Source organism: uncultured Acetobacterium sp., assembly GCF_927416815.1.
GTDB lineage: Bacteria > Bacillota > Clostridia > Eubacteriales > Eubacteriaceae > Acetobacterium.
In genome coordinates, this window is the sequence record NZ_CAKMJU010000028.1 from 40,722 (window position 1) to 61,600 (window position 20,879).

Consider the following 20,879-nt stretch of genomic DNA (forward strand, 5'->3'; position numbering starts at 1 on the left):
AAATATAATTATATTTAGCATATTTAATTATTGTAATTTGTGAAAAATAAAAAGATGTTGACACAGGGCCCTTGTCATGACAACCGCCGGTATGGCAACAAAAATAGCGGCTGGAGTATCAAGGGGACGAGTATCAAGGGTATCAAGGGGACTGGGTATCAAGGGTGGGTATCAAGGGGACGGTTCTTTTGTGCAAATACCACATATTGGAATGTCTGGTACTGCCACCGTTTAAGATAAAAAAGTTGATGGAACAGTAAGTAATAAACCTTTACCGATGTTTAGTCCTCGGTGTCAGCTATAATATGGAATAAAAAAGCCGTGTTTAATTTAAAATTAAACCGGCTTTTTTTATGCGAAAAATTTTATCCCTTCCCGTCGCCTGGCCATTAAAAGCCAGTCACCGGGGGTGATAAAATGGTCTCAAATAAAGGAAAGGAGGATTACCAATGGCACTGACGAGCGATTTTTTAACCAAAAAAGTTCAGATCCGATCCAACCATGGCATTGTCGATGGCAAGGAAAAAATCACGGCCCGAACCTATGGGGACATCGTTGACACCGCCACTGATCAGGCAATTTATGACACCGCTCTGATCATTGACGGGCTGCAGGAACCGGTACTGGAAGAAGTCATCAAACACGAACTGGCACTGCTGAGCATGATCTAGGGGGAGGCTCCCAGGATGTTTATGTCGGTTAAATTCAAATTTTTCGGGGCGATTATCAACCGCCCGTTGTTGTCCCCAGGGGGAACAACAACGGGGTTGGCAGCATCATTGCTACCAACCCGCAAAACTTAGAAAGGAGGGACACAAATGGCAGCAAACACCGTACTGCAACTGACCTTTAAACGGGCCGACTTGAAAACCACCACGATGTCGATCACCGATCCCAAAGTCGGGCTCACCGTTGAGGAAGTCAATACCGCCATGGCCGGGATGATTGAAAAAGCGATCTTCGCTCCCGATGGCCAGGCCTTGACCGCCAAGGTTAGAGCCGAACTGGTCATCACCGACAAATCCGCCTTTTCAATGAGCTAAGGCGGGGATTACGGCGCCGGGCCCGAAGGGGGTTCGTGACGCCGGGCCAGACACCAGGCAAATCCATAGTCGGCTGCAGGCTCGGACAGGCTAACGCCATGTCCGCCCTGATGCCGAACAATCGGATTGCCGGGTGTTTGTCCCTGAATCAGGCTGGTGTGCCGGGCCCGAAATTGGGTTATAGTACAGGGCCAAACGCATTGTCAGGGCGAGGGCCTGCCCTTTGGGTATCCGTATCGTACGCCCCTTCAGGGGCAAGCCAATGTCAATTAAGAAAGGAAAGTAAAATGAACAACTTTATCAAAAAATACCAGATTGCCTTAAACGACCGGGGCTATGGTCCCTTAAAAATTGATGGCAAAGACGGTCCCAAAACCCAAAAAGCCGTCGCTGCCTTTCAGAAAGATGCCGGTCTGGAAGCCGATGGAGTGGTGGGGCCCCTCACCGAAAACCGGCTGTTTCGGGAACAGCTTTCCGTCATCTCACTCGATGGCGATGGCTCTACCCCCCACTTTACCAGGGCCGAATTCGCCTGCGACTGCCAAGGCACTTATTGTGACGGCTATCCGGGTGTGATGGATCTGTGGCTGATGCTCAAGCTGGAGGCCCTGCGTAATGCCCTGGATGCCCCGGTGATCATTACCTCCGGGCTCCGTTGTGAAATCCGCAACGCCGAGGTCGGTGGCATTCCCAGATCAAAACACCGGATCGGCCAGGCCGCTGATCTGTACGCCCCGGGGATTGATATTGAAAGAGTGGCCAGTATCGCCGAAAGTCTGGGCCTTACCACCATCCTCTATCTGGAGCAAGGCTTTGTTCACTGCGAGGTGTAGCCGGCGGGGTGGGGCCCTGTACAAAGGTCGTGTCGCCGGCGCAGACACCGGGCGAATCCATTGTCGGCTGCGGACTCGGACAGGGCTCAGGCCCGGTCCGCTCCGATGCCGAGCAATCGGATTACCGGGTGTCTGTGCCTTTATCGAGGTTAGTGGCGTCGGGCCCGGAGTTTTAAAAGCAAGGAGGTGAACCCATGAAATGTAGTGAAATCTCTCTTGTCTTTGCCCTGGCAGGTGGGGTGGTCGGCCAAATGCTGGGCGGCTTTGATGGCTTTTTACAATGTCTGATCGCCTTTGTCGTGATGGACTATTTCACCGGGGTGCTCTGTGCCCTTCAGAACAAGAAACTTTCCAGCACCCGGGGTTTCCGGGGCATCCTCAAAAAAATCCTGATCTTTATGGTCGTGGGGATGGGCCATCTGCTGGATTTAACCCTCCTCGGCGGCGCTGGTGCACCGCTGCGGGTGGCAATGATCGGCTTCTATCTTTCCAACGAAGGCCTGAGCATTCTGGAAAACCTCGGACGGCTGGGGGTGCCCTTGCCCAAGCGGCTGGCGGCGGTGATTCGGGAATTGGGGGAGGAGGAAGAGCAGCCTAAAGAATAAGATTCCCGCTTGATCAACGATTTGATAAACTCACAAGAGCCAATCCTGTGAGTTTATTTTTTTGCCCAAACGTCGATATAATCTTTCCCTCAGCCAGGGGGACGTTTTTGTTTGTCATATCGCAGGCAGAAACAGGGTGATATGACAGTCAAAACGTCCCCGTGTCATATTTTTGGGGCTGGCCGGGTCCGGTTTCTGGAGGCCGGGGATGATGATTATTTTGGCACCTATATCCGGGACGAATTCATTAACCCGGATGACGAATTTAAAATCGATGAGGATGATCATTATTTGGTGGTGAAATTGCGCCGGTATGGTGAAACTTTTGGCGCTCTGGAAATCGGAGCATTTCAACAGCCCGAAAAAATCAATGACTATGCCAATTTTGCCCTGAGTATTGCCCGGGTCAGTGCCCTGGCGATTTCCAATTCGGTGCAGTATGAACTGTTGGAACGATCCCGGGATGAGGTTGCCTACATCAGTTATCACGATTCACTGACCGGTTTGTATAATCGCAATTATTTTAATCAGGAGACCAGCCAGCATCCAATACCGGCCCAGGCTTGCGCCTTTGTTTGCGATATTGACGGTCTCAAACGGGTCAACGACGACTATGGCCATGCCTGGGGTGATGAGCTGATCACCGCGGCTGGCCGGGTGCTCAAAAAAGCCTTCCGGGAAACCGATCTGGTGGCCCGGGTGGGAGGTGATGAGTTTTATATCATCGGCTATGACTGTGACCTGACTGTCGCCGCAAACCTGCAACAGCGCATTTTCAGCAGCATTTCAAGTCATAATGAAAGCGTCGGTGATGCTGTTCTCAGGTTGAGTCTGTCGGTGGGTTATTGCCATGTTGACGAAGCGAACCCGCAAAAAGATCAGCCCTGGACCTGGGAGGCGCTCTTTCATCAGGCTGATCAACGGATGTATGCGCAAAAAACCGAAAAGAAGTCTAAATAACGATGACCGAGTTTGGATGCAGTAAATTTAGCAAAAGAATTCTGATAGACAGCGTTTAACAGCGTTTAACAGCGTTGGGATGCCATTATAATAATACTAGGAGGATAGCATTAAAAATGTGTTTGGTATTGTAGTGCAAACACCAATTTTCAAGAACGATACAAGGAGATAAAGATATGTGGTTTAGAAACATGAAAATATCCATAAAATTAAGCCTTGGCTTTGCCATTATACTTGTTTTTGTTTTAATAATTGGTGTTGTAGCTTACGTTCAAACAGAGCTGCTCAATCAACAAACAGTGACAATGTACAATCATCCGCTGCAAGTGAGAAGAGCGATAGATTCCCGTAAACTTGATGTTTCAGACATGCGAATAGGCATGAGAGATTTATTACTATCAGAAAATGATCAAGAAGAAATGAACGCTATTCAAGCAATAGAATTAGCATCATTGGATGCCGAGAAACAGTTTGAAATTATCAAAAAACAATATTTAGGGTCACAAGCTGATTTTGACGAGCTCTATCAGAACTACACAAAATGGAAAATTGCCCACGATAAAAATGTCAATTTGGTGCTTTCGGGAGAAAGAGAAGAAGCAAAGAACAATATCCTTGATAACGAAGTCATCGGTTCGGATCGAAATAAGTTATTGGCGAGTATCGACAATATCGATAAGTTTGCCCAAAACAAATCGGACAGCTTATATCAAGCTGCGGTGGTGTTAAAAAAAACGCTTAACACGCAGATCGTAATAATAACGGCTGCGATACTATTGCTTTCAATCCTTATAGTATTTGCTTTGATACGTAGTGTGAGCAAACCATTAGATGAAATGAACACGGCGATTATGCATTTCCATAACGGCGATATGACCGCCCGAAGCCCATACGAATCTAAAAACGAGTTTGGTGTTTTGTCATCTTCACTTAACAAACTGGCGGAGCAGGTTCAAGTGAATACCGATTTAAATGACAAAATGACGCGCCTTTCAAAAGTGATGCTGAGCGAAGATAATGACAGAATTTTCTTTCAGTCGATTTTGGCGGAGCTTGCTGAACACACCGGAGCGCAAATAGCAGCGGTATATTTGCTGAACGAGAACAAAAAAACATTTGAACATTTTGAATCGATCGGAACGAACGAGAAGGCCAGGCAGTCTTTTGCGGCAGATCTTTTTGAAGGAGAATTTGGCGCAGCTATTTTATCCCAAAAGCTACAGCACATTAAAAACATTCCTGCGGGTACCAGCTTTGAGTTTCAAACAGTAAGCGGCAAGTATGTCCCCAGAGAGATCATCACAATACCAGTTGCCACGAACAAACATGTTATCGCGATCATATCACTGGCGACGGTGAACCGGTTCACACCGCAGGCGATTGAACTGATTAATAAAATGAACACGATGATGAGTACGCGTATCGAAGGAATATTAGCTTATCGAAAAATCAGAGAATACGGGGATGCGATAGCGAAACAAAACCAGGAATTAGTGACCCAAAAAAATGAACTATCGGCACAAGCAGCGGAGTTAGCCCAGCAAAATACCGAACTCGAAATGCAAAAGAATCAGCTGAACGAAGCCAGCAAATTAAAAACTAATTTCTTATCGAACATGAGCCATGAATTACGCACGCCGCTCAATTCGGTGATTGCGCTGTCCGGCCTTCTGAATCGTAAACTTGCCAATAAGATTCCGGATACGGAGTACAGCTATTTAGAAATCATTGAGCGCAACGGTAAAAACCTGCTGATGCTGATTAATGATGTCCTCGACATTTCCCGGATCGAATCAGGGCGGGAAGAAATTGAAATTACGAAATTTAATGCCAACAATATTATTTCCGAAGTTGTATCGATGATACAATTACAAGCCAAACAAAAGAGTATAAAGCTTATCCATAACTTAAGTGATAACAAGATAGAGATTATTAGTGATGCATATAAATGTCATCATATTATCCAAAATCTCATCGGAAATGCGGTTAAGTTCACTGAAAAAGGTAGCGTTACAGTTTCAGCGCAGCAAAAGGAAAACAACATCGAAATAAGAGTTGCTGATACCGGCATTGGTATTGCAGCAGAACAACTGCCGCACGTTTTTGACGAGTTCAGGCAAGCAGATGGAAGCACTTCCAGAAGATTCGGCGGAACTGGTCTCGGATTAGCCATTGCAAAAAAATATGCCAACCTGCTTGGCGGCACCATTGAAGTTAAGAGTGCGCTGGACGAAGGTTCGGAATTTACACTTAGTTTACCGATGCGCTATGCTGTCGAAAATAAAATAGTCAGCGAAGAAAACATCAGCAAAATCGACTATGAAATTATACAGCCGTTTTCGGAATTTTCAGACGTATTAATTGATAAAAACATATTGCAGGTCGAAGATAACGAATCGGCGGTCATCCAGATTGGGAACCTTGTGGAAGAGATGGGGCATCGCATCGTGGTTGCCCAAGATGCCGGTGAAGCCTTTGCGATTATTGACAAGCAGATCCCTGATGCCATGATTCTCGATCTGATGATGCCCGGAATCGATGGGTTCAGAGTGCTGGAGTTGCTGCGTAATGCCCAAGTCACCGCCCACATACCGGTTCTGATCCTGACGGCAAAGCATGTTACCAAAGATGAATTGAAATTTTTAAAAAGAAATAATGTCCATGAGCTTATCCAAAAAGGTGACGTTGATCGCAAGCGACTTCAAAACGCAATTTCTGGCATGTTGTCCCCCGAAACCCCTAAAAAAGAGAAGCCACAAAACCACCCACAATCAATTGAAGGCAAACCGGTGATCATGGTTATTGAGGATAACGTTGACAACATGATTACCATCAAGGCGCTGCTTTCTGACCATTATACCGTGATTGAAGCAATTGATGGCTACGAAGGCATCGAAAAGGCAAAGGCGCATATCCCCAATCTGATTCTGATGGATATTGCTTTGCCGGGTATCAGCGGCATTGAGGCCTATCATGAGATCAGGAAGATGCCAAAGCTCGAGTATGTGCCAATTATCGCCCTGACCGCCAGCGCCATGGATCATGATCGTGAAGCCGTATTAGCCCATGGATTTGACGCGTTTATCGCAAAACCAATCATAATTAAAGAATTTCTGGATGTAATAAATGAGGTGCTGTATGGAAAATAAAAACATCAAAATTCTGATCATCGATGATATTTTGGATAATATAATTACCTTACAAGCACTGATTGAGGAAGCTTTTCCAGAGACTTCCATATTTCCTGCGCTTAATGGGTTACAAGGTCTTGAAATGGCCCAAAAAGAAGGTCCGGATGTCATTTTTCTGGATATCGTTATGCCCGGCATGGACGGCTTTGAGGTTTGCCAGAAGCTTAAAAAAGACCACGATTTAGGAGAAATACCGGTTGTATTTGTAACCGCTTTAAAAGGTGATAAAGAGAGTCGCATTCGCGCCCTGGAATCCGGTGCGGAGGCTTTTCTGGCCAAGCCGATTGATCGCTATGAACTGACGGCGCAGATCCAGGCAATGGTTAAAATCCGCAATGCCAGTAAATACCGACGTGACGAAAATAAACGACTGGCCGAACTGGTTTTAGAGAAAACCCAAGAGCTGACGATCGAAAACCAAGCCCGGCAAGAAAGTGAGGAAAAATTCAAATATATTTTTGACAATTCGCTAATCGGGAAATCACTGACGCTGCCTTCAGGCGAGCTACAAGTAAACAAGGCGATGTGTGCCATGCTTGGCTATAGCGAAAATGAACTTAAAAACAAAAAATGGCAGGAAATCACGCACCCCGATGATATTGAATTGAGTGAAAAGCAAACGGCCGAAATTATTTCCGGCAAGATCGATTCATTGCAACTAACCAAACGGTATATTAAAAAGGATGGCGCTATTTTATGGGCTGATTTGCAAACATCATTACGCAGGGATCCGGATGGAAAACCGTTATACTTTATTACTTCGATCATTGATATCACCGATCGAATGATGGCACAAAAATCGTTGCAGCAGAGTGAAGAGAAGTACCGGTTGCTGATGACGCAGATGACCCAGGGGCTTGCTGTGCATGAAATTATCACAGATGCCGACGGCCAACCGGTTGATTATGTATTCCTGGAGATTAATGATAGCTATACTAAATTAGTAGGAGTAACCAGGGAAATGTGTATCGGCAAGCGGATCACAGAAGTGATGCCTACGGTTGAAAAATACTGGATTGACAACTTTGGTGAGGTTGCGCTGACCGGAGAGCCAATCTATTATGAAAATTATTTGGAAGCAACCGGAAAATATTATGGGACCTACACGTATTCACCGAAAAAGGGTCAGTTTGCAGTATTGGTCTCAGATATTACCGAGCATAAGAAATACCAGGAAAAACTGCTTTATATGAGTTATCATGACCAGTTAACGGGTCTTTATAACCGTCGCTTTTTTGAAGAAGAGCTCAATCGCCGGGATACAACAGCGAACCTGCCGTTAACGGTTATCATGGGCGATATCAACGGCTTAAAAATAATCAACGATTCGTTTGGTCATACAATCGGGGACGAATATCTTAAAAGTACGGCGGAGATTATCAAAAAAGCCTGTCGCACCGATGATATCGTGGCCCGACTGGGCGGGGGTGAGTTTGCGGTGATATTAACGAATGTGGATGCTGCCGAAGCGCTCAAAATCATTGAACAGATCAAGGCGATGATCACAGAAAAAAAATTCGCGGCTATCGATCTTTCGGTTTCATTTGGATTGGCGACGAAAGCAAGTGAACAGCAATCGGTTTTGGAAACGGTGGTTAGCGCCGAAAATTATATGTACACCCAGAAAATATATGAACATACAAGCATGCGAAGTAAAACGATCGATTTTATTATGAATACGTTATTTGAAAAAAGTGACCGGGAATCACAACACTCAAAGCGAGTCAGCGCCATTTGCGAAGCGATTGCGGCTAAAATGAATTTTAGTAATGATGAAATCAATCAAATTAGAGTCGCGGGTCTAGTTCATGATATCGGGAAAATCGGCATTAACGAACAAATTCTTAATAAGGCTGGCAGTCTGGATAATAATGAATGGACGGCAATAAAAAAACACCCCGAAGCCGGCTGGCGGATACTTAGTACCTCCAACGAGTTTTCAAAAATTGCCGAATTCGTGCTGCGGCATCATGAACGATGGGATGGTAGCGGTTATCCCCAGGGACTTACAGGGGCAGAAATACCGATAGAAGGGCGAATTATTGCCATCGCTGACGCCTATGATGCGATGACCAGCGAAAGATCGTATAAAAAGGCTTTTAGTAGAGTGGACGCAATTAATGAACTGAAGCGCTGTTCGGGCACCCACTTTGACCCTGAAATCGTCGCCGTGTTTGTGAACCAGGTGATGGCAAATCATAACAATACAGCTGTCTGGCCAGGCGAAAATAATCAAATAGATAGGGATGTTTATAATGCAAATTAAAAGGTGATAAAGTCCGCTATGTTCTCTGAGATTCACTCGAGTACCAAGTGGTCCAGCCGCAGTTGGTCACCTTCTGCTAAAATCATTTTGGGCAAATGAAGCAGTATTTCAAATTTAAGTGCATTTCGAAAAATGACGTGGAATTTAGGTAATTAGATTTTTCTTTACTTTTGGGACTATTCTGAGATGATTAGTAAATCAGAAAAAGATTTACTGTAGACATCCTGAGCATTAGCATTTATACTTTAGTAGTAAAAAAACTTACATATGTCAGTTTTAAGGAGAAGCTAAATGCGAAGAGAAAAAATACTGCGAATTGCTTATGAAAAGTTCAGTATCAAAGGCTATAACACGCCCTTATCGGAAATTGCTGTGGCAGCGGGAATTAAAAAACAGTCAATCTATAATTATTTTGAAAACAAGGATGCGCTTTTTTTTGAAATGATAAAACTGGAGGTTGATGTTTATTTTCATGAACGGCTCGACGAAATACGCATATTAAAAGACGGAGACCCAGAAGAACAGCTTAAAACTATTTTCTTTTCGATTATTGATTACTACAGTGATATTTCCAAACTGAAGTTCTGGCGCTGGCTGCTTTTGATTGATTCAAAAGATTTATTTGAACGGACTCAAGCCAGTATTCATTATTATGAAAGCGAGATTTCAAAAGAGCTGCAAAGCTGTGTGGCCAATCTTCTGCAGGATGAAAAAAAGGTGGAAGAATACGCGATCCCGATTATCCAGTCGTTTATGACAGTGCTTCACGGCACCTTGGACGGAATCCTGTTATATCAGGATGTTTTTGATACGGAAATATATACCGAAAATGTCTGGTTTATGTTCTGGACCGGGGTGAAATGTATCATCAATCAAGACTCTAAGGAGTAAAAATATTCTTGACTTGAACAACTAAATAATTGGGCTGCTTGCTCATATGCTTAAAGAGTCTTAAGGCTCTTTTTTTGTAGCATTAGCTTATTAAATTATTGGCATGTGAATAATGACTCTTAAAAGAGGAAATAACAGTGGGCACCAAATTTGAATGTAGTTAAAAAAATGGGTGGCAGAAAAAGAAAGAAAAGTATCGATGGACAATTATAATTTTTATGAATATAATTATCGAACTGACTTATGTCAGTCAGTTCGATGGGCTTATTAAAAAATTTGTGTTTGCCAGTTTATTCAGCACAGTAGCTGGCAATGTTATTTTTGAGAAAAATAGCTACCAGATCGGGATCAAACTGCCTCCCAGCATGACGTCTAATTTCCTCTAGGGCCTGACTTTCAGACAGGGCTTTGCGGTAGGTGCGGTTATTGGTCATGGCATCATAGGCATCAGCCAGGGCAATGATCCGGGATTGCAGGGGAATCGCCGCTCCGGCAATGCCCCGGGGATAGCCGCTACCATCCCAACGCTCATGGTGGTTTAAAATAATGTTGGACAATTCTGAGAAGTCACTGGTATTGCCGAGAATACGCCAGCCGATTTCCGGATGACGTTGGATTTCCTGGCGTTCTAGGGTGTCAAGTTTGCCCGGTTTGTTGAGGATGCGTTCGTCAATGCCGATTTTGCCGATATCGTGCAACAATCCGGCGGTTTCAATCTGCTGGATAATGGCAGCATCGGCATTCATGGTTTTGGCAATCAAGGTGGAAATAGAACCCACCCGTCGGGAATGATCCATTTCCCGGGCGCTTTTTTCAAAGAGGGCATTCATGATAATATTCACTGAGTGGTTACGGCTGCTGGTGCCTTCATACATTTTACGGCGATACATCTGGTTTTCGGCTTCAGCAATAACTTCGTTAAAACTGATTTTGGGATCGCTTTTAATAGCATAGCCAAAGGCTACAGAGGCCGTGAATTTGTCCCGCTGCTCGGTACGGGCGGCCTGTCGCATTTCCTTAATCAATTTCTGAGCTTCGGGATGATCGGCCTGGGGCAGCACCACGGCAAATTCGTCGCCGCCGATTCGGGCCACCATGGCTTTGTCAGTGCAGACGTTTTTGATGATTTGTGCAACCGTGATGATTTCCTGATCACCGGCCTGATGGCCCAGAGAATCATTGATCAGTTTTAAGCCGTTGATGTCGGCCATAATCACCGCTAGGGGCATCTGATCAGGGGTGTTTAATTGAATCAGGGCCTGATCAAAATAGCGGCGGTTGTAGAGATCGGTCAAGTGATCATGGTAGCTTGAATATTTGATTTCGTTAAGGGCCTGTTCCCTTTCGCTGACATCAAAAATAATCGAATAAAACAGGGTTCCTTCCTCATAGCAGATGGGACAGGAATAAACATCGACGATTCGGGTCGCCCCGGACTTCAGCCGATTGGGCACGGTATAATACTGTTGCTTTTTCTCTAGGATTCCTAAAAGGAAGGCTTCAATCATTTTGGGGTCAACCGCATTTATGTCAAAAACCGTCATGGCCAACAGTTCGGCTTTGGTATAGCCATAAAAGTTTACCGCCGCCGGGTTAGCATCGACGATTCTGCCGTTTTCGGGTTCAATCAGCATCATAATCGCCTCGTGTTAGTTAAACATGCTTTGGTTCCGGGCTAGCAGCTCGTTGATGCGGGTCTGGATTTCCCGTTTTTCCATCGAAACCCAGATCCCGTTCATCAACATGGTCAGCTCATAAACATCAATATCATCGTAATCGGTGTTTTTGTTCCCCAGCCCCACCACAGCGACCAGCTGGTCATCGCTGAAAATGGGGATTGACATAAAGTTTTTTAAATGAACATGACCTGTGGGATAACCCTTTTTCAGGGGATGGTAATCCTCAAAATGATTGACAATCAGGGGCTGCCGCTGGCGGACAACTTCCCCCCAGATACCGGTTTCTTTCAGGCGATAGCGAGTCTGTTTTTCGACAATCTGGCAGTTAGCCATGACACCGTTGGTCCAGGAATTGAGGGTAAACTCTTCCTGGGCTTCATCATATAGATAGATATACCCGTATTGGCTGTCAGTCAGTTTCAGCGCTTCATGAAAGCTATGATCCAGCTGTTCCTGGCGGTCTTTGAAGGTTTTAAGCAGAGAGTCAACCAGAATCTGGTGGCGTTCCAGAGATTTTTTCAGTTTTCGCTGATCAAAAGCCGAGGCACTGGGATTGGTCGCATTAAACAGGGTGACAAAATAGCAGTCATCCAGAAAGAAACAATTGAGATCCGAGATCTGTTTAGCCTTTTGACCAGACCCATTAACCAGGGTTTCGTAAAAGTCGCGCCAGCTGAAGATGGAGGTCAGGGCTTGGGGGCTGATCTGGCTGATTTTTCGTCCCAGGAGGTCGGACCGGGAAAGGCCGGTGAAGGTTTCGAAGGCCGGGTTGACATCCACAAAGGTATAGCCGGTGGGCTGATCATCCTCCGATGCGCGTTTAAAAAGGGCATCGGAGGATGGCAGTCGGGATAGAATATCTTTAAAAAAAAGCGCGTTCATATATAAACCTCACAGGTTGATGATGCCGGGGACCATCAGAATAAAAAATTATGATTAAGACAATGATTCTTTTGAAACCTTCTTAAATGTAGAGTCATAAAGAATCAAGAACATAGAATTATTGTTCATTATAACAAAAAAAATGTTCGAAATTATGGCGAAAAATGGTCAAAAGACAGACAATTTTCAAAAAAATAAATGACTGCCAAAAGGAACATATCAAAGGTCGAATTGGCAAAATTAATTAAAGGCGTGGAATGGTGAAAAACATGAAAAAACCTAGAGTATTGATATGTGATGACAATGAAGCAACCCACCAGATCTTATCAGTTTATCTTGAAGCTGAAGGGATGCGTCATTATTCGGTGTTTAACGGCCAGACCGCTTTGAAAAAAGCCGAGAGTGAAAATTACGATCTGATCGTTTTGGATGTGATGATGCCGGGTCTGACGGGCACCGAGGTGTGCCGGGAAATCCGGAAATTTTCCGAGGTGCCGATTATCATGCTCACTGGCAAGGGCGAAGAAATCGACCGAATTTTGGGCCTGGAGCTGGGGGCGGACGATTATGTATTGAAACCCTTTTCGCCCCGAGAAGTAGTCGTACGCATTAAGCGAATCATCAAACGGCTGGAAGTCCAAAAGGTGACAACAGCAAAAAAAATTGTTTTGGACAACCTCAGTATTGACCTTGACCGCTATGAGGTAAAAATTGCCGGTGACAAAATTGAACTTACCCCCAAAGAGCTGGAAATATTATATTTTCTAGTGGAAAATCAGGGTCAGGTTTTTTCCCGGGAGCAGCTTTTAGACAAGATTTGGGGATATGACTATTTTGGGGACACCCGGGCAGTAGATACCCAGATCAAACGGCTGCGGAAAAAGCTGAGCCAGGGGGATCATCTTTTTGAGATCAAATCAGTTTATGGGGTGGGTTATAAATTTGAGTTGCAGTCATGAAAAAGATAGTGTTTCGTCATCCGTTTTTGACCATCAGTCTGATTTTGTTGTTTATTTATGGTCTAGGGCAGTATTTAGGTGCTCATGCGCTGGAATATTTTTTTCTGCAGGAGCAGATGGCTGAATTAGCCCCCCAGCTCAGTCATATTGCCAGCGATCTGGAAAGCGGTAGTGATAAGCCCATCCAGAGGAAAAGTTTTATTATTAAAGCTTATGATTTGAATGACAATGAAATTGACTCGATCGAAAAGAATTGCGATTTATTGATGAATTTTTCGGATGTCGATATCAAAAGGGGTTTGGAACCCTTTTTTGCCCCGGTGCTGGCCGGGGGTGAGGTGGCCGAAATTCGAAAAATTTCCGGAGTACCTTCTAAATCCATAATTGTCGGTCGGCCCCTAGTCCAAGATGGCCAGGTGATCGGCAGTTTGTTTTTGATGAAACCGGCCAGCGATTTTGCCTCGGCGCAGGATGGCTTTTATCTGGTTTATTTGCTTTCCAGTCTGGTGGGCAGTCTGATTATTCTGCTGGTAATGGTCTTGTATATCCGGGAAGCCAGAGTCCTGGAGCAAACCCGGAAAGACTATATTGCCAATATCAGCCATGAATTGCGAAACCCCATCACCACCATCAGTGGATTGTCAGAAACCCTTTGTGATGAAATGGTTAACGATGCCGATAAAAAGCGCCAATATTATCACACCATCTACCGGGAAAGTCGGCGCTTGGGGACGCTGATTGCTGATATGCTGGAGTTGTCAGGACTGCAAAGCGGAAAAACCGTCTTTGAACGAAAAATGTTTTGCGGTGCTGTGATGATTAACGAGCTGGAAAATAAATTTACTGCCCTGGCAGAGGATATGGGGATAAACTTTGAAGTGACCCCAGCAGCCAGAAACCTCCCAGATCTGTATTCCAATGAGGCTCGGATCAGCCAGGTCATCAATATCTTGCTGGACAATGCTTTTAAATTCTGCGGCGAGGAAGGTTATGTTAAGCTCGATGCCCAAGTTAAAGATAAGTGGATTGCCATCGCTATTGAAAACAGCGGGGCAGTGATCCAAGCGGAAGAAATTCCTTTTGTGTTTGACCGTTTTTACCGTAGCGAGACCGTTTGGGACAAAAAGGGCAGTGGTCTGGGCCTGGCCATCGCCCAGGAACTGGTCAAAAATCTGGAAGAAAGAATCTGGGTTACCTCCGAATCAAGCCAGGGCACCCGGTTCGCCTTCACCGTTAAAAAAGCAGATGATCGGTTTTTTTCTAATTTACGCCACATTTGATCCACAATTGATGCTTAGAATAGATTTGAAAATAATCTTTACAATCAATAATGATGGAGGAAATGATGAAAAAACAATGGAGCGATTTAAAGTTATTCCGGGGGATGGCGGGTCTGCTGATTGTGGCGGTGCTTTTAACGGTCACTGCTTGTGCTCCCAAAGAAGCGACGGCACCGGAACCGGCGGCGCCAACTGAAACGACCAGTAACCAAAAGCCCCCAAAAGGGGATATGGGGGGCGGCATGGATGGGGGAACCCTGGACACTTCTGCTATTACTCAAAAAGAGCTGGATATCCCCTACGGTACTATCAGCGATACCCAGAAGCTGGATATTTACTATCCCAACGAAGCCAGCAGCGAGCCCTATCCGGTAATTATCGCCATCCACGGCGGTGCCTTTAAAATGGGCAGCAAAACCGGCGGCGATCTGGCCCCCATGCTTGAGGGGGTTAACCATGGTTATGCCGTGGTTACCGTGGATTACCGGCTCAGCGATGAAGCGATTTTTCCAGCGGCCATCAGTGATGTCAAGGCGGCCATCCGTTTTATTAAAGCGAATGCCCAACAATACAATCTGAACCCCGATAAAATAGCCACCTGGGGCGACAGTGCCGGGGGCAACCTGGCAGCGCTGGCGGGCACCAGTGGCGACGATGCCAGCTTAAACGGCGATAACAGCGAAAATTTAAATGTCAGTTCGGCCGTTAATGCGGTGGTGGATTGGTTTGGACCGATTGATTTTCTATTGATGGATGAACAGTTTGCGGCGGCTGGGATTACTCCGATAATGGGCAGTACCAGTTCGGATAATTCGCCGGAAAGCCAGTACATCGGCGGCAATATTACCCAAAATGTTGAGCAGACCGAGAAGGCCAATCCAGAAAACTATATTACGGCTGGCGACCCGGCTTTTTTCATCCAGCATGGCAGCGCCGATCAAAATGTGCCAACTCAGCAAAGCATTAATCTGGCGGAAAAGCTGACTGTGGTGCTGGGGAGCGAAAAGGTGACCCTGACTATTTTGGAGGGTGCCGGACATGGTGGCGCAGCCTTTGAAGCCGCCGATAATCTGGACAAGGTGTTCGCTTTTCTCGATGGAGTTCTAAAAAAATAGCGAACAAAAATAGCTTAATGGAAACAGCAGAATCGATCCTGCTGTTTTTATTTTGTTTTATTTCCTGAAGGGGGCAAGGTTTGCATTTTACGACAATAAAGTTTATAATTTTCACAGAACCAAAATGTGAGTCAAACCAGCTAGTTGACAATCGATTCCAGCGAACTCAATGACGGGAAATACAAAAAAACAGGAGAAAAAATGGAAACATCTCAGCGCATTCAAAAAATGGGGGAACCCGCCCTTTTAAAATATTATCCTCTGGTGAGCGAGGCTCAGAAAAAGGGGAAAAGGGTTTATTTTTTAAACATCGGCCAGCCGGATATCAAAACCCCGCCCGGTTTTTTAGAAAGTGTCAATTGTATTGACCAGGAAGTTTTATCCTATCAGGCGCCGGAGGGTATCGTTGAACTTCGCGAAGCAGCCTGTGATTATTACCGGCGGCTGGGTCTGGATTATGACATCAGCGACCTCTTTGTCACCAACGGCGGCAGTGAAGCGCTGCTGTTTACCTTTATCGGGATCTGCAATGCCGGGGATGAAATCCTCACGGCCGAACCGCTTTATAGCATTTACAAAGAAATGGCGGCAGCCACTGATGTGAATCTGGTTGGTTTTAAAACCTATGCCGAAGATGGCTTTGCCCTGCCGGATGCGGCGGTGATTGAAGCCGCCATTACCCCGCGGACCCGAGCCCTGTTAATGACCAATCCCGGGAATCCCACCGGCAAGGTCTTTTCCAGGGAAGAAATTGAGGTGATGGTGAAACTGGCCATCAAACATAATCTCTATCTGATTTCGGATGAAGTCTACCGGGAGTTTGTCTACGACAGTCAGGATTACTTAAGTCCGGCTCAGTATCGGGAACTGGCTCAGCATTTTATCCTGATCGACAGTATTTCCAAACGTTACAGCGCCTGCGGGGCCCGGATCGGTTTTATTGTGTCCAAAAATAAAACCTTGATGAATCAGCTCAAAAAGCTGGTCCAGATGCGGCTGTCGGTTTCCACCGTGGATCAGATCGGGGCGGTTTCCTTGCTGCGGCTGGATAACCATTTTTTTGATGGGATATTAAAGGAGTATACTTGTCGCCGGGAGATTGTTTATGCGGCTCTCCAGGAAATTCCCGGTGTCATCTGCAAAGAACCCCGGGGCGCCTTTTACTTTATGGCCAAGCTGCCGATCAAAGAATCCTGCCATTTTATCGAATGGCTGATCAACGATTTTGATTATCAGGGCGAGACGGTGCTCTTATCACCAGCCAATGATTTTTACTTAAACCCCCGTGATGGTGCCGACGAGGTACGAATCGCCTATGTGCTCAACGGCGAGGATTTAAAAAAAAGCATGGAGATTTTAAAACACGGCCTGACCGCTTATGCCAAGGCCTTTCCCGAGCAGTGTAAATAATAAAACCACAAGGAGAAAAAATTGAAAATTAAGTCAGTACAGAAGGGTCAGGATTACCTGGGCTTTCTATTTATAAAATCACAGATGACCAAAACCGCCACCAATGGCAGCCGCTACTTTAACATGGTCTTGAACGATGCCGATTTTGACGAAATTGATGGCAAAAAATGGGACGTCAAGCCGGAAGATGAGGAAATCTTTACCAATGGCAAGCTTGTCAAGATAAAGGGTAAGGTTCAGGAATTCAATAACCGGCTGCAGCTGATTGTCGAGAAAATGCGCCTGATTGACGACACGGATGAGGTCAATATCGATGATTTCATCGAAACTGTACCGGTTGATATCGACGAAATGCTCGGTTATATCAGCGATACCATTGATGATTTTGGTAATGCCGACATCGCCGCCATCACTAAGAAAATCTTTGGCAACCAGGTTACCGTCTTGAGTTATTTCCCGGCGGCCAAGAAGCACCACCATGCCATCAAAGGCGGGCTGCTCTACCATACCTATTCGATGCTGAAAATCGGCAAAAGCCTGGCCGGGATTTATCCCTTTATTAACCGGGATCTGCTATATGCCGGGATCATTCTCCACGATATCGGCAAGATCAATGAAATGGTCGCCGATGAAAACGGAGCGGTTTCTGATTATACCCCAGAGGGCAAGATGCTAGGCCACATCACCCAGGAAATTGTTGAACTGGAAGTAGTCGGTCAGTCGCTCGGTACTGATCCCGAGGTCTTAATGATGCTCAAACACATGATTCTTTCGCATCACTATCAGCCCGAATTTGGCAGTCCCAAACGGCCGATGTTCCCGGAAGCCGAGTTGCTCCATCATATTGATATGATCGATGCCCGGATGTATACCATGGAACAGGCGCTTAGTCGGGTTGAACCGGGGAGCTTTACCGAAGCCAACTGGAGCCTTGACGGGATCAGTCTCTATCGGCGCAGTTTTTTATAGGAGCAGTCGATGAGTCTTGTTTATCAGGAAAAAAAACGGGTGGCCTGCTACGAATCAGATTCCACCGAAAAGATGCTGCCAACCACCGCGATGAACTACTTTCAGGAAGCTTCCACCAACCAGGGCAATCAGCTGGGTCTTGGTGGGGACTACTTAAAGGCCAATAATCTGGCCTGGTTTCTGGTCAAATATGTGATTCGGTTTAACGACTATCCCCGCTACCAGGACGAAGTGACGATAACAACCCGAGCCACCGGGATGGATAAATTTTGTGCCACCAGGCGCTTTACTATCGAAGATGCTAGCGGAGCAGAAAGAGTCATTGCCGATACCCAGTGGCTACTGATCAACCGCGACACTGAAAAAATGGAGCGGATCGACGAACATCCGGAGATGGATGCCTATCAGTGTTTTGAAAAAGGCGAACCGATCTTTAAAAAGATTGCCAAAATCAATCAAATCGATCTGGAAAAGTCTTTCTCGGTGCGATTTCTCGATATTGATTTCAATAAGCACGTCAATCACGTCAAATATCTGGCCTGGGCGATTGAGGTTCTGCCACTGGAGGTGGTAAAAACGAAGCAGCTGTCAGAAGCGAAGATGGTCTATAAGGCGCAGTGCTTCTATGGTGATCAGATTAGGGCTTTAGGTGAACAACTCGAAGAAAATCACTACCGGATTGAGATTGTCAATCAGGACAACACCGTTCTGTGTCAGCTGGAACTGATCTTGACTTAAAAGGAAAAGCCTTCGTCACTTTAGTGACGGAGGCTTTTGTTGGAGCTGTAGTTAATGCCTGGGGTCAGAATAGTAATAATAATAAATTTTACAAAAGATATAAAAAAACGTATACAAAGAAAATAAAATGATATATTTGTAAAAAAATTGGCATAAAATTGAATAAATAAATAATATATTGAATAAAATACTACAAAAGTATAAACAATAATGAGGCAAATGAATCTAGAGTAAAAAATGATACAGAAATACCATTTATAATTTATAATCCTGCAAAAAAAATAGTAAAATTTTATCACAACTAGTGTTTGATTTTTAGCATAAAATAGGTTAAACTAACAGTAGTTGTTAAATATTTATCAAAGTAATGGAGGAAATTTTATGGGTTTTAAATCAGATATTGAAATTGCACAAGAGGCTATTCCACAGGATATACGTGAGATAGCAAAGAAATTGGGTTTAACAGAAGACGATCTGGATTTATACGGCAAGTATAAAGCAAAGGTTGACTACAATCTGTTAAAGAAATCAACGGGCAAAAAAGCACGCTTGATTTTAACAACAGCAATCAATCCAACACCAGCTGGTGAAGGAAAGACTACCACAACCATCGGTGTTTCGGATGGCTTATCCTACTTAGGAAAAAATACCATCGTAGCATTAAGAGAGCCATCTCTTGGACCAGTTTTTGGTGTTAAAGGGGGAGCTGCTGGTGGTGGTTATGCACAAGTAATCCCAATGGAAGATATCAACCTTCATTTTACCGGAGATTTCCATGCTATCGGCGCAGCTAATAACTTATTGGCAGCAATGTTAGATAATCATATCAAACAAGGCAATGAATTAGACATCGACGCCAAAAGAATTACCTGGAGACGTTGTATGGATATGAATGACCGTCAACTGCGAAACATCGTTGATGGTTTAGGCGGAAAAGGCGATGGCGTTGTTCGTGAAGACGGATTTGACATTACCGTAGCATCTGAAGTTATGGCAGCCTTCTGTTTAGCTTCTGACATCAATGACTTAAAAGCCCGAATGGGACGCATCATTGTTGCTTACAACCATGCCGGCGTACCAGTAACAGCCGCTGACTTAAAAGCCAATGGCGCAATGGCAGCTTTACTCAAAGATGCTTTAAAACCAAACCTGGTTCAAACCTTAGAAGGAACACCAGCCTTTATTCATGGTGGACCATTTGCAAATATTGCACACGGTTGTAACTCCTTAATCGCGACCCGTATGGCGATGCATTTTGCTGACTACGTGGTAACCGAAGGCGGCTTCGGCGCTGACCTTGGGGCAGAAAAATTCCTTGATATCAAATGTCGAATGGCCAACTTAAAACCAGATGCGGTTATTATCGTAGCGACCGTTCGGGCGCTTAAATACAATGGCGGCGTTGCTAAAGCTGACTTAGGTGAAGAAAACCTGGTTGCCTTAAAAGCCGGACTGCCAAATTTATTAAAACATGTTGAAAACATCACCCAGGTATTTAAATTACCAGCCGTTGTTGCAATCAACGAATTCCCACTGGATACCCAAGCAGAACTGGACTTAGTCAAAGAAGAATGTAAAAAATTAGGCGTTAACGTGGCGATTTCCCAGGTATGGGCAAAAGGCGGAGAAGGCGGAGCTGAGCTTGCGAAAGAAGTGATCCGTTTAATCGACGAAAGCGAAGGAAAATTCGAATACTGTTACGATTTGGATATTCCAATCAAAGAAAAAATCGAAGCAATTGCGACCCGTATTTACGGCGCAGATGGCGTTGATTTTGCTCCTGCAGCCCTTAAAGAAATGGCTAACCTGACAGCCTTAGGCTTTGACAAGGTGCCAATCTGTATGGCGAAAACCCAATATTCTTTAACCGATGATCCAAAAGTATTTGGTCGACCAACTGGTTTTAGAATTACCGTACGTCAATTGACAATCTCAGCAGGTGCTGGTTTTATCATTGCCTTAACTGGCGAAATCATGAAAATGCCTGGTCTGCCTAAAGTACCGGCAGCAGAAAAAATTGATGTTGATGATAACGGCGTAATTGCTGGTTTATTCTAG

Annotated in this window: 18 protein-coding genes; 16 read left to right on the forward strand and 2 right to left on the reverse strand. The window is 45.0% G+C overall.

All coding sequences use genetic code 11. From position 1 onward, the window contains the following. The first annotated feature begins 91 nt into the window (after positions 1–91). The 9 genes from QZ998_RS05125 to QZ998_RS05165 all read left to right on the forward strand — a co-directional run bounded on the left by QZ998_RS05125 (position 92) and on the right by QZ998_RS05165 (position 9,789). Positions 92–235 (forward strand): hypothetical protein, encoded by a 144-nt coding sequence (locus tag QZ998_RS05125; protein ID WP_296558587.1) that lies wholly within the window; start codon positions 92–94, stop codon positions 233–235. A gap of 214 nt (positions 236–449) precedes the next feature. Further along, positions 450–671, forward strand: coding sequence for a DUF1659 domain-containing protein (locus tag QZ998_RS05130; protein WP_296558589.1), 222 nt, complete (start codon positions 450–452; stop codon positions 669–671). A 147-nt stretch (positions 672–818) separates the two neighbouring features. Next, on the forward strand, positions 819–1,043 hold the full coding sequence (locus QZ998_RS05135; protein ID WP_296558591.1) for a DUF2922 domain-containing protein: 225 nt from the start codon (positions 819–821) through the stop codon (positions 1,041–1,043). A gap of 287 nt (positions 1,044–1,330) precedes the next feature. Next, positions 1,331–1,876 carry a D-Ala-D-Ala carboxypeptidase family metallohydrolase gene (locus QZ998_RS05140; RefSeq protein WP_296558597.1) on the forward strand — a complete coding sequence of 182 codons (546 nt, stop codon included), beginning with the start codon at positions 1,331–1,333 and terminating at the stop codon, positions 1,874–1,876. 194 nt (positions 1,877–2,070) lie between these two features. Beyond that, positions 2,071–2,481, forward strand: a complete 411-nt coding sequence (locus tag QZ998_RS05145; protein ID WP_296558599.1) for a phage holin family protein — start codon at positions 2,071–2,073, stop codon at positions 2,479–2,481. A gap of 111 nt (positions 2,482–2,592) precedes the next feature. Beyond that, entirely contained in the window at positions 2,593–3,441 is an 849-nt protein-coding gene (locus QZ998_RS05150; protein WP_296558601.1) for a GGDEF domain-containing protein, read from the forward strand. 176 nt (positions 3,442–3,617) lie between these two features. Then, on the forward strand, positions 3,618–6,590 hold the full coding sequence (locus QZ998_RS05155) for a response regulator (protein WP_296558602.1): 2,973 nt from the start codon (positions 3,618–3,620) through the stop codon (positions 6,588–6,590). Beyond that, positions 6,580–8,898, forward strand: a complete 2,319-nt coding sequence (locus tag QZ998_RS05160; protein WP_296558603.1) for an HD domain-containing phosphohydrolase — start codon at positions 6,580–6,582, stop codon at positions 8,896–8,898. Before QZ998_RS05155 ends, QZ998_RS05160 begins: the two co-directional genes overlap by 11 nt. A gap of 291 nt (positions 8,899–9,189) precedes the next feature. Beyond that, complete coding sequence (locus QZ998_RS05165) at positions 9,190–9,789, forward strand: TetR/AcrR family transcriptional regulator (RefSeq protein WP_296558605.1); 600 nt, start codon at positions 9,190–9,192, stop codon at positions 9,787–9,789. Between the two features lie 290 nt (positions 9,790–10,079). Here QZ998_RS05165 and QZ998_RS05170 read toward each other — a convergent pair whose 3' ends face one another. Both QZ998_RS05170 and QZ998_RS05175 read right to left on the reverse strand, forming a co-directional pair. Further along, positions 10,080–11,426: an HD domain-containing phosphohydrolase gene (locus QZ998_RS05170; protein ID WP_296558606.1), complete on the reverse strand. Its 1,347-nt coding sequence runs from the start codon at positions 11,424–11,426 to the stop codon at positions 10,080–10,082. Positions 11,427–11,438: 12 nt separating this feature from the next. Continuing rightward, positions 11,439–12,350 (reverse strand): GAF domain-containing protein, encoded by a 912-nt coding sequence (locus tag QZ998_RS05175; RefSeq protein ID WP_296558608.1) that lies wholly within the window; start codon positions 12,348–12,350, stop codon positions 11,439–11,441. A 269-nt stretch (positions 12,351–12,619) separates the two neighbouring features. On the opposite strand from QZ998_RS05175, the gene QZ998_RS05180 reads away from it, so the two are divergent. The 7 genes from QZ998_RS05180 to QZ998_RS05210 all read left to right on the forward strand — a co-directional run bounded on the left by QZ998_RS05180 (position 12,620) and on the right by QZ998_RS05210 (position 20,879). Then, positions 12,620–13,309: a response regulator transcription factor gene (locus QZ998_RS05180; protein WP_296558610.1), complete on the forward strand. Its 690-nt coding sequence runs from the start codon at positions 12,620–12,622 to the stop codon at positions 13,307–13,309. Then, entirely contained in the window at positions 13,306–14,589 is a 1,284-nt protein-coding gene (locus QZ998_RS05185) for a HAMP domain-containing sensor histidine kinase (RefSeq protein WP_296558611.1), read from the forward strand. Before QZ998_RS05180 ends, QZ998_RS05185 begins: the two co-directional genes overlap by 4 nt. A gap of 65 nt (positions 14,590–14,654) precedes the next feature. Next, positions 14,655–15,704 (forward strand): alpha/beta hydrolase, encoded by a 1,050-nt coding sequence (locus QZ998_RS05190; RefSeq protein WP_296558613.1) that lies wholly within the window; start codon positions 14,655–14,657, stop codon positions 15,702–15,704. Positions 15,705–15,905: 201 nt separating this feature from the next. Further along, positions 15,906–17,114, forward strand: a complete 1,209-nt coding sequence (locus QZ998_RS05195; RefSeq protein WP_296558615.1) for a pyridoxal phosphate-dependent aminotransferase — start codon at positions 15,906–15,908, stop codon at positions 17,112–17,114. Positions 17,115–17,135: 21 nt separating this feature from the next. Continuing rightward, positions 17,136–18,083 carry an HD domain-containing protein gene (locus QZ998_RS05200; protein WP_296558616.1) on the forward strand — a complete coding sequence of 316 codons (948 nt, stop codon included), beginning with the start codon at positions 17,136–17,138 and terminating at the stop codon, positions 18,081–18,083. Positions 18,084–18,092: 9 nt separating this feature from the next. Then, the gene (locus QZ998_RS05205) at positions 18,093–18,821 is read left to right on the forward strand and encodes an acyl-ACP thioesterase domain-containing protein (RefSeq protein WP_296558618.1); all 729 of its coding nucleotides are present in this window, start codon (positions 18,093–18,095) and stop codon (positions 18,819–18,821) included. Positions 18,822–19,202: 381 nt separating this feature from the next. After that, entirely contained in the window at positions 19,203–20,879 is a 1,677-nt protein-coding gene (locus tag QZ998_RS05210; RefSeq protein WP_296558621.1) for a formate--tetrahydrofolate ligase, read from the forward strand.

Excerpts from the sequence above, each read along its gene's own strand:
- QZ998_RS05125 (WP_296558587.1), top strand. The coding sequence starts at position 92 with ATGGCAACAAAAATAGCGGCTGGAGTATCAAGGGGACGAGTATCAAGG.
- QZ998_RS05130 (WP_296558589.1), top strand. The coding sequence starts at position 450 with ATGGCACTGACGAGCGATTTTTTAACCAAAAAAGTTCAGATCCGATCC.
- QZ998_RS05135 (WP_296558591.1), top strand. The coding sequence starts at position 819 with ATGGCAGCAAACACCGTACTGCAACTGACCTTTAAACGGGCCGACTTG.
- QZ998_RS05140 (WP_296558597.1), top strand. The coding sequence starts at position 1,331 with ATGAACAACTTTATCAAAAAATACCAGATTGCCTTAAACGACCGGGGC.
- QZ998_RS05145 (WP_296558599.1), top strand. The coding sequence starts at position 2,071 with ATGAAATGTAGTGAAATCTCTCTTGTCTTTGCCCTGGCAGGTGGGGTG.
- QZ998_RS05155 (WP_296558602.1), top strand. The coding sequence starts at position 3,618 with ATGTGGTTTAGAAACATGAAAATATCCATAAAATTAAGCCTTGGCTTT.
- QZ998_RS05160 (WP_296558603.1), top strand. The coding sequence starts at position 6,580 with ATGGAAAATAAAAACATCAAAATTCTGATCATCGATGATATTTTGGAT.
- QZ998_RS05165 (WP_296558605.1), top strand. The coding sequence starts at position 9,190 with ATGCGAAGAGAAAAAATACTGCGAATTGCTTATGAAAAGTTCAGTATC.
- QZ998_RS05170 (WP_296558606.1), bottom strand. The coding sequence starts at position 11,426 with ATGATGCTGATTGAACCCGAAAACGGCAGAATCGTCGATGCTAACCCG.
- QZ998_RS05175 (WP_296558608.1), bottom strand. The coding sequence starts at position 12,350 with ATGAACGCGCTTTTTTTTAAAGATATTCTATCCCGACTGCCATCCTCC.
- QZ998_RS05180 (WP_296558610.1), top strand. The coding sequence starts at position 12,620 with ATGAAAAAACCTAGAGTATTGATATGTGATGACAATGAAGCAACCCAC.
- QZ998_RS05185 (WP_296558611.1), top strand. The coding sequence starts at position 13,306 with ATGAAAAAGATAGTGTTTCGTCATCCGTTTTTGACCATCAGTCTGATT.
- QZ998_RS05190 (WP_296558613.1), top strand. The coding sequence starts at position 14,655 with ATGAAAAAACAATGGAGCGATTTAAAGTTATTCCGGGGGATGGCGGGT.
- QZ998_RS05195 (WP_296558615.1), top strand. The coding sequence starts at position 15,906 with ATGGAAACATCTCAGCGCATTCAAAAAATGGGGGAACCCGCCCTTTTA.
- QZ998_RS05205 (WP_296558618.1), top strand. The coding sequence starts at position 18,093 with ATGAGTCTTGTTTATCAGGAAAAAAAACGGGTGGCCTGCTACGAATCA.
- QZ998_RS05210 (WP_296558621.1), top strand. The coding sequence starts at position 19,203 with ATGGGTTTTAAATCAGATATTGAAATTGCACAAGAGGCTATTCCACAG.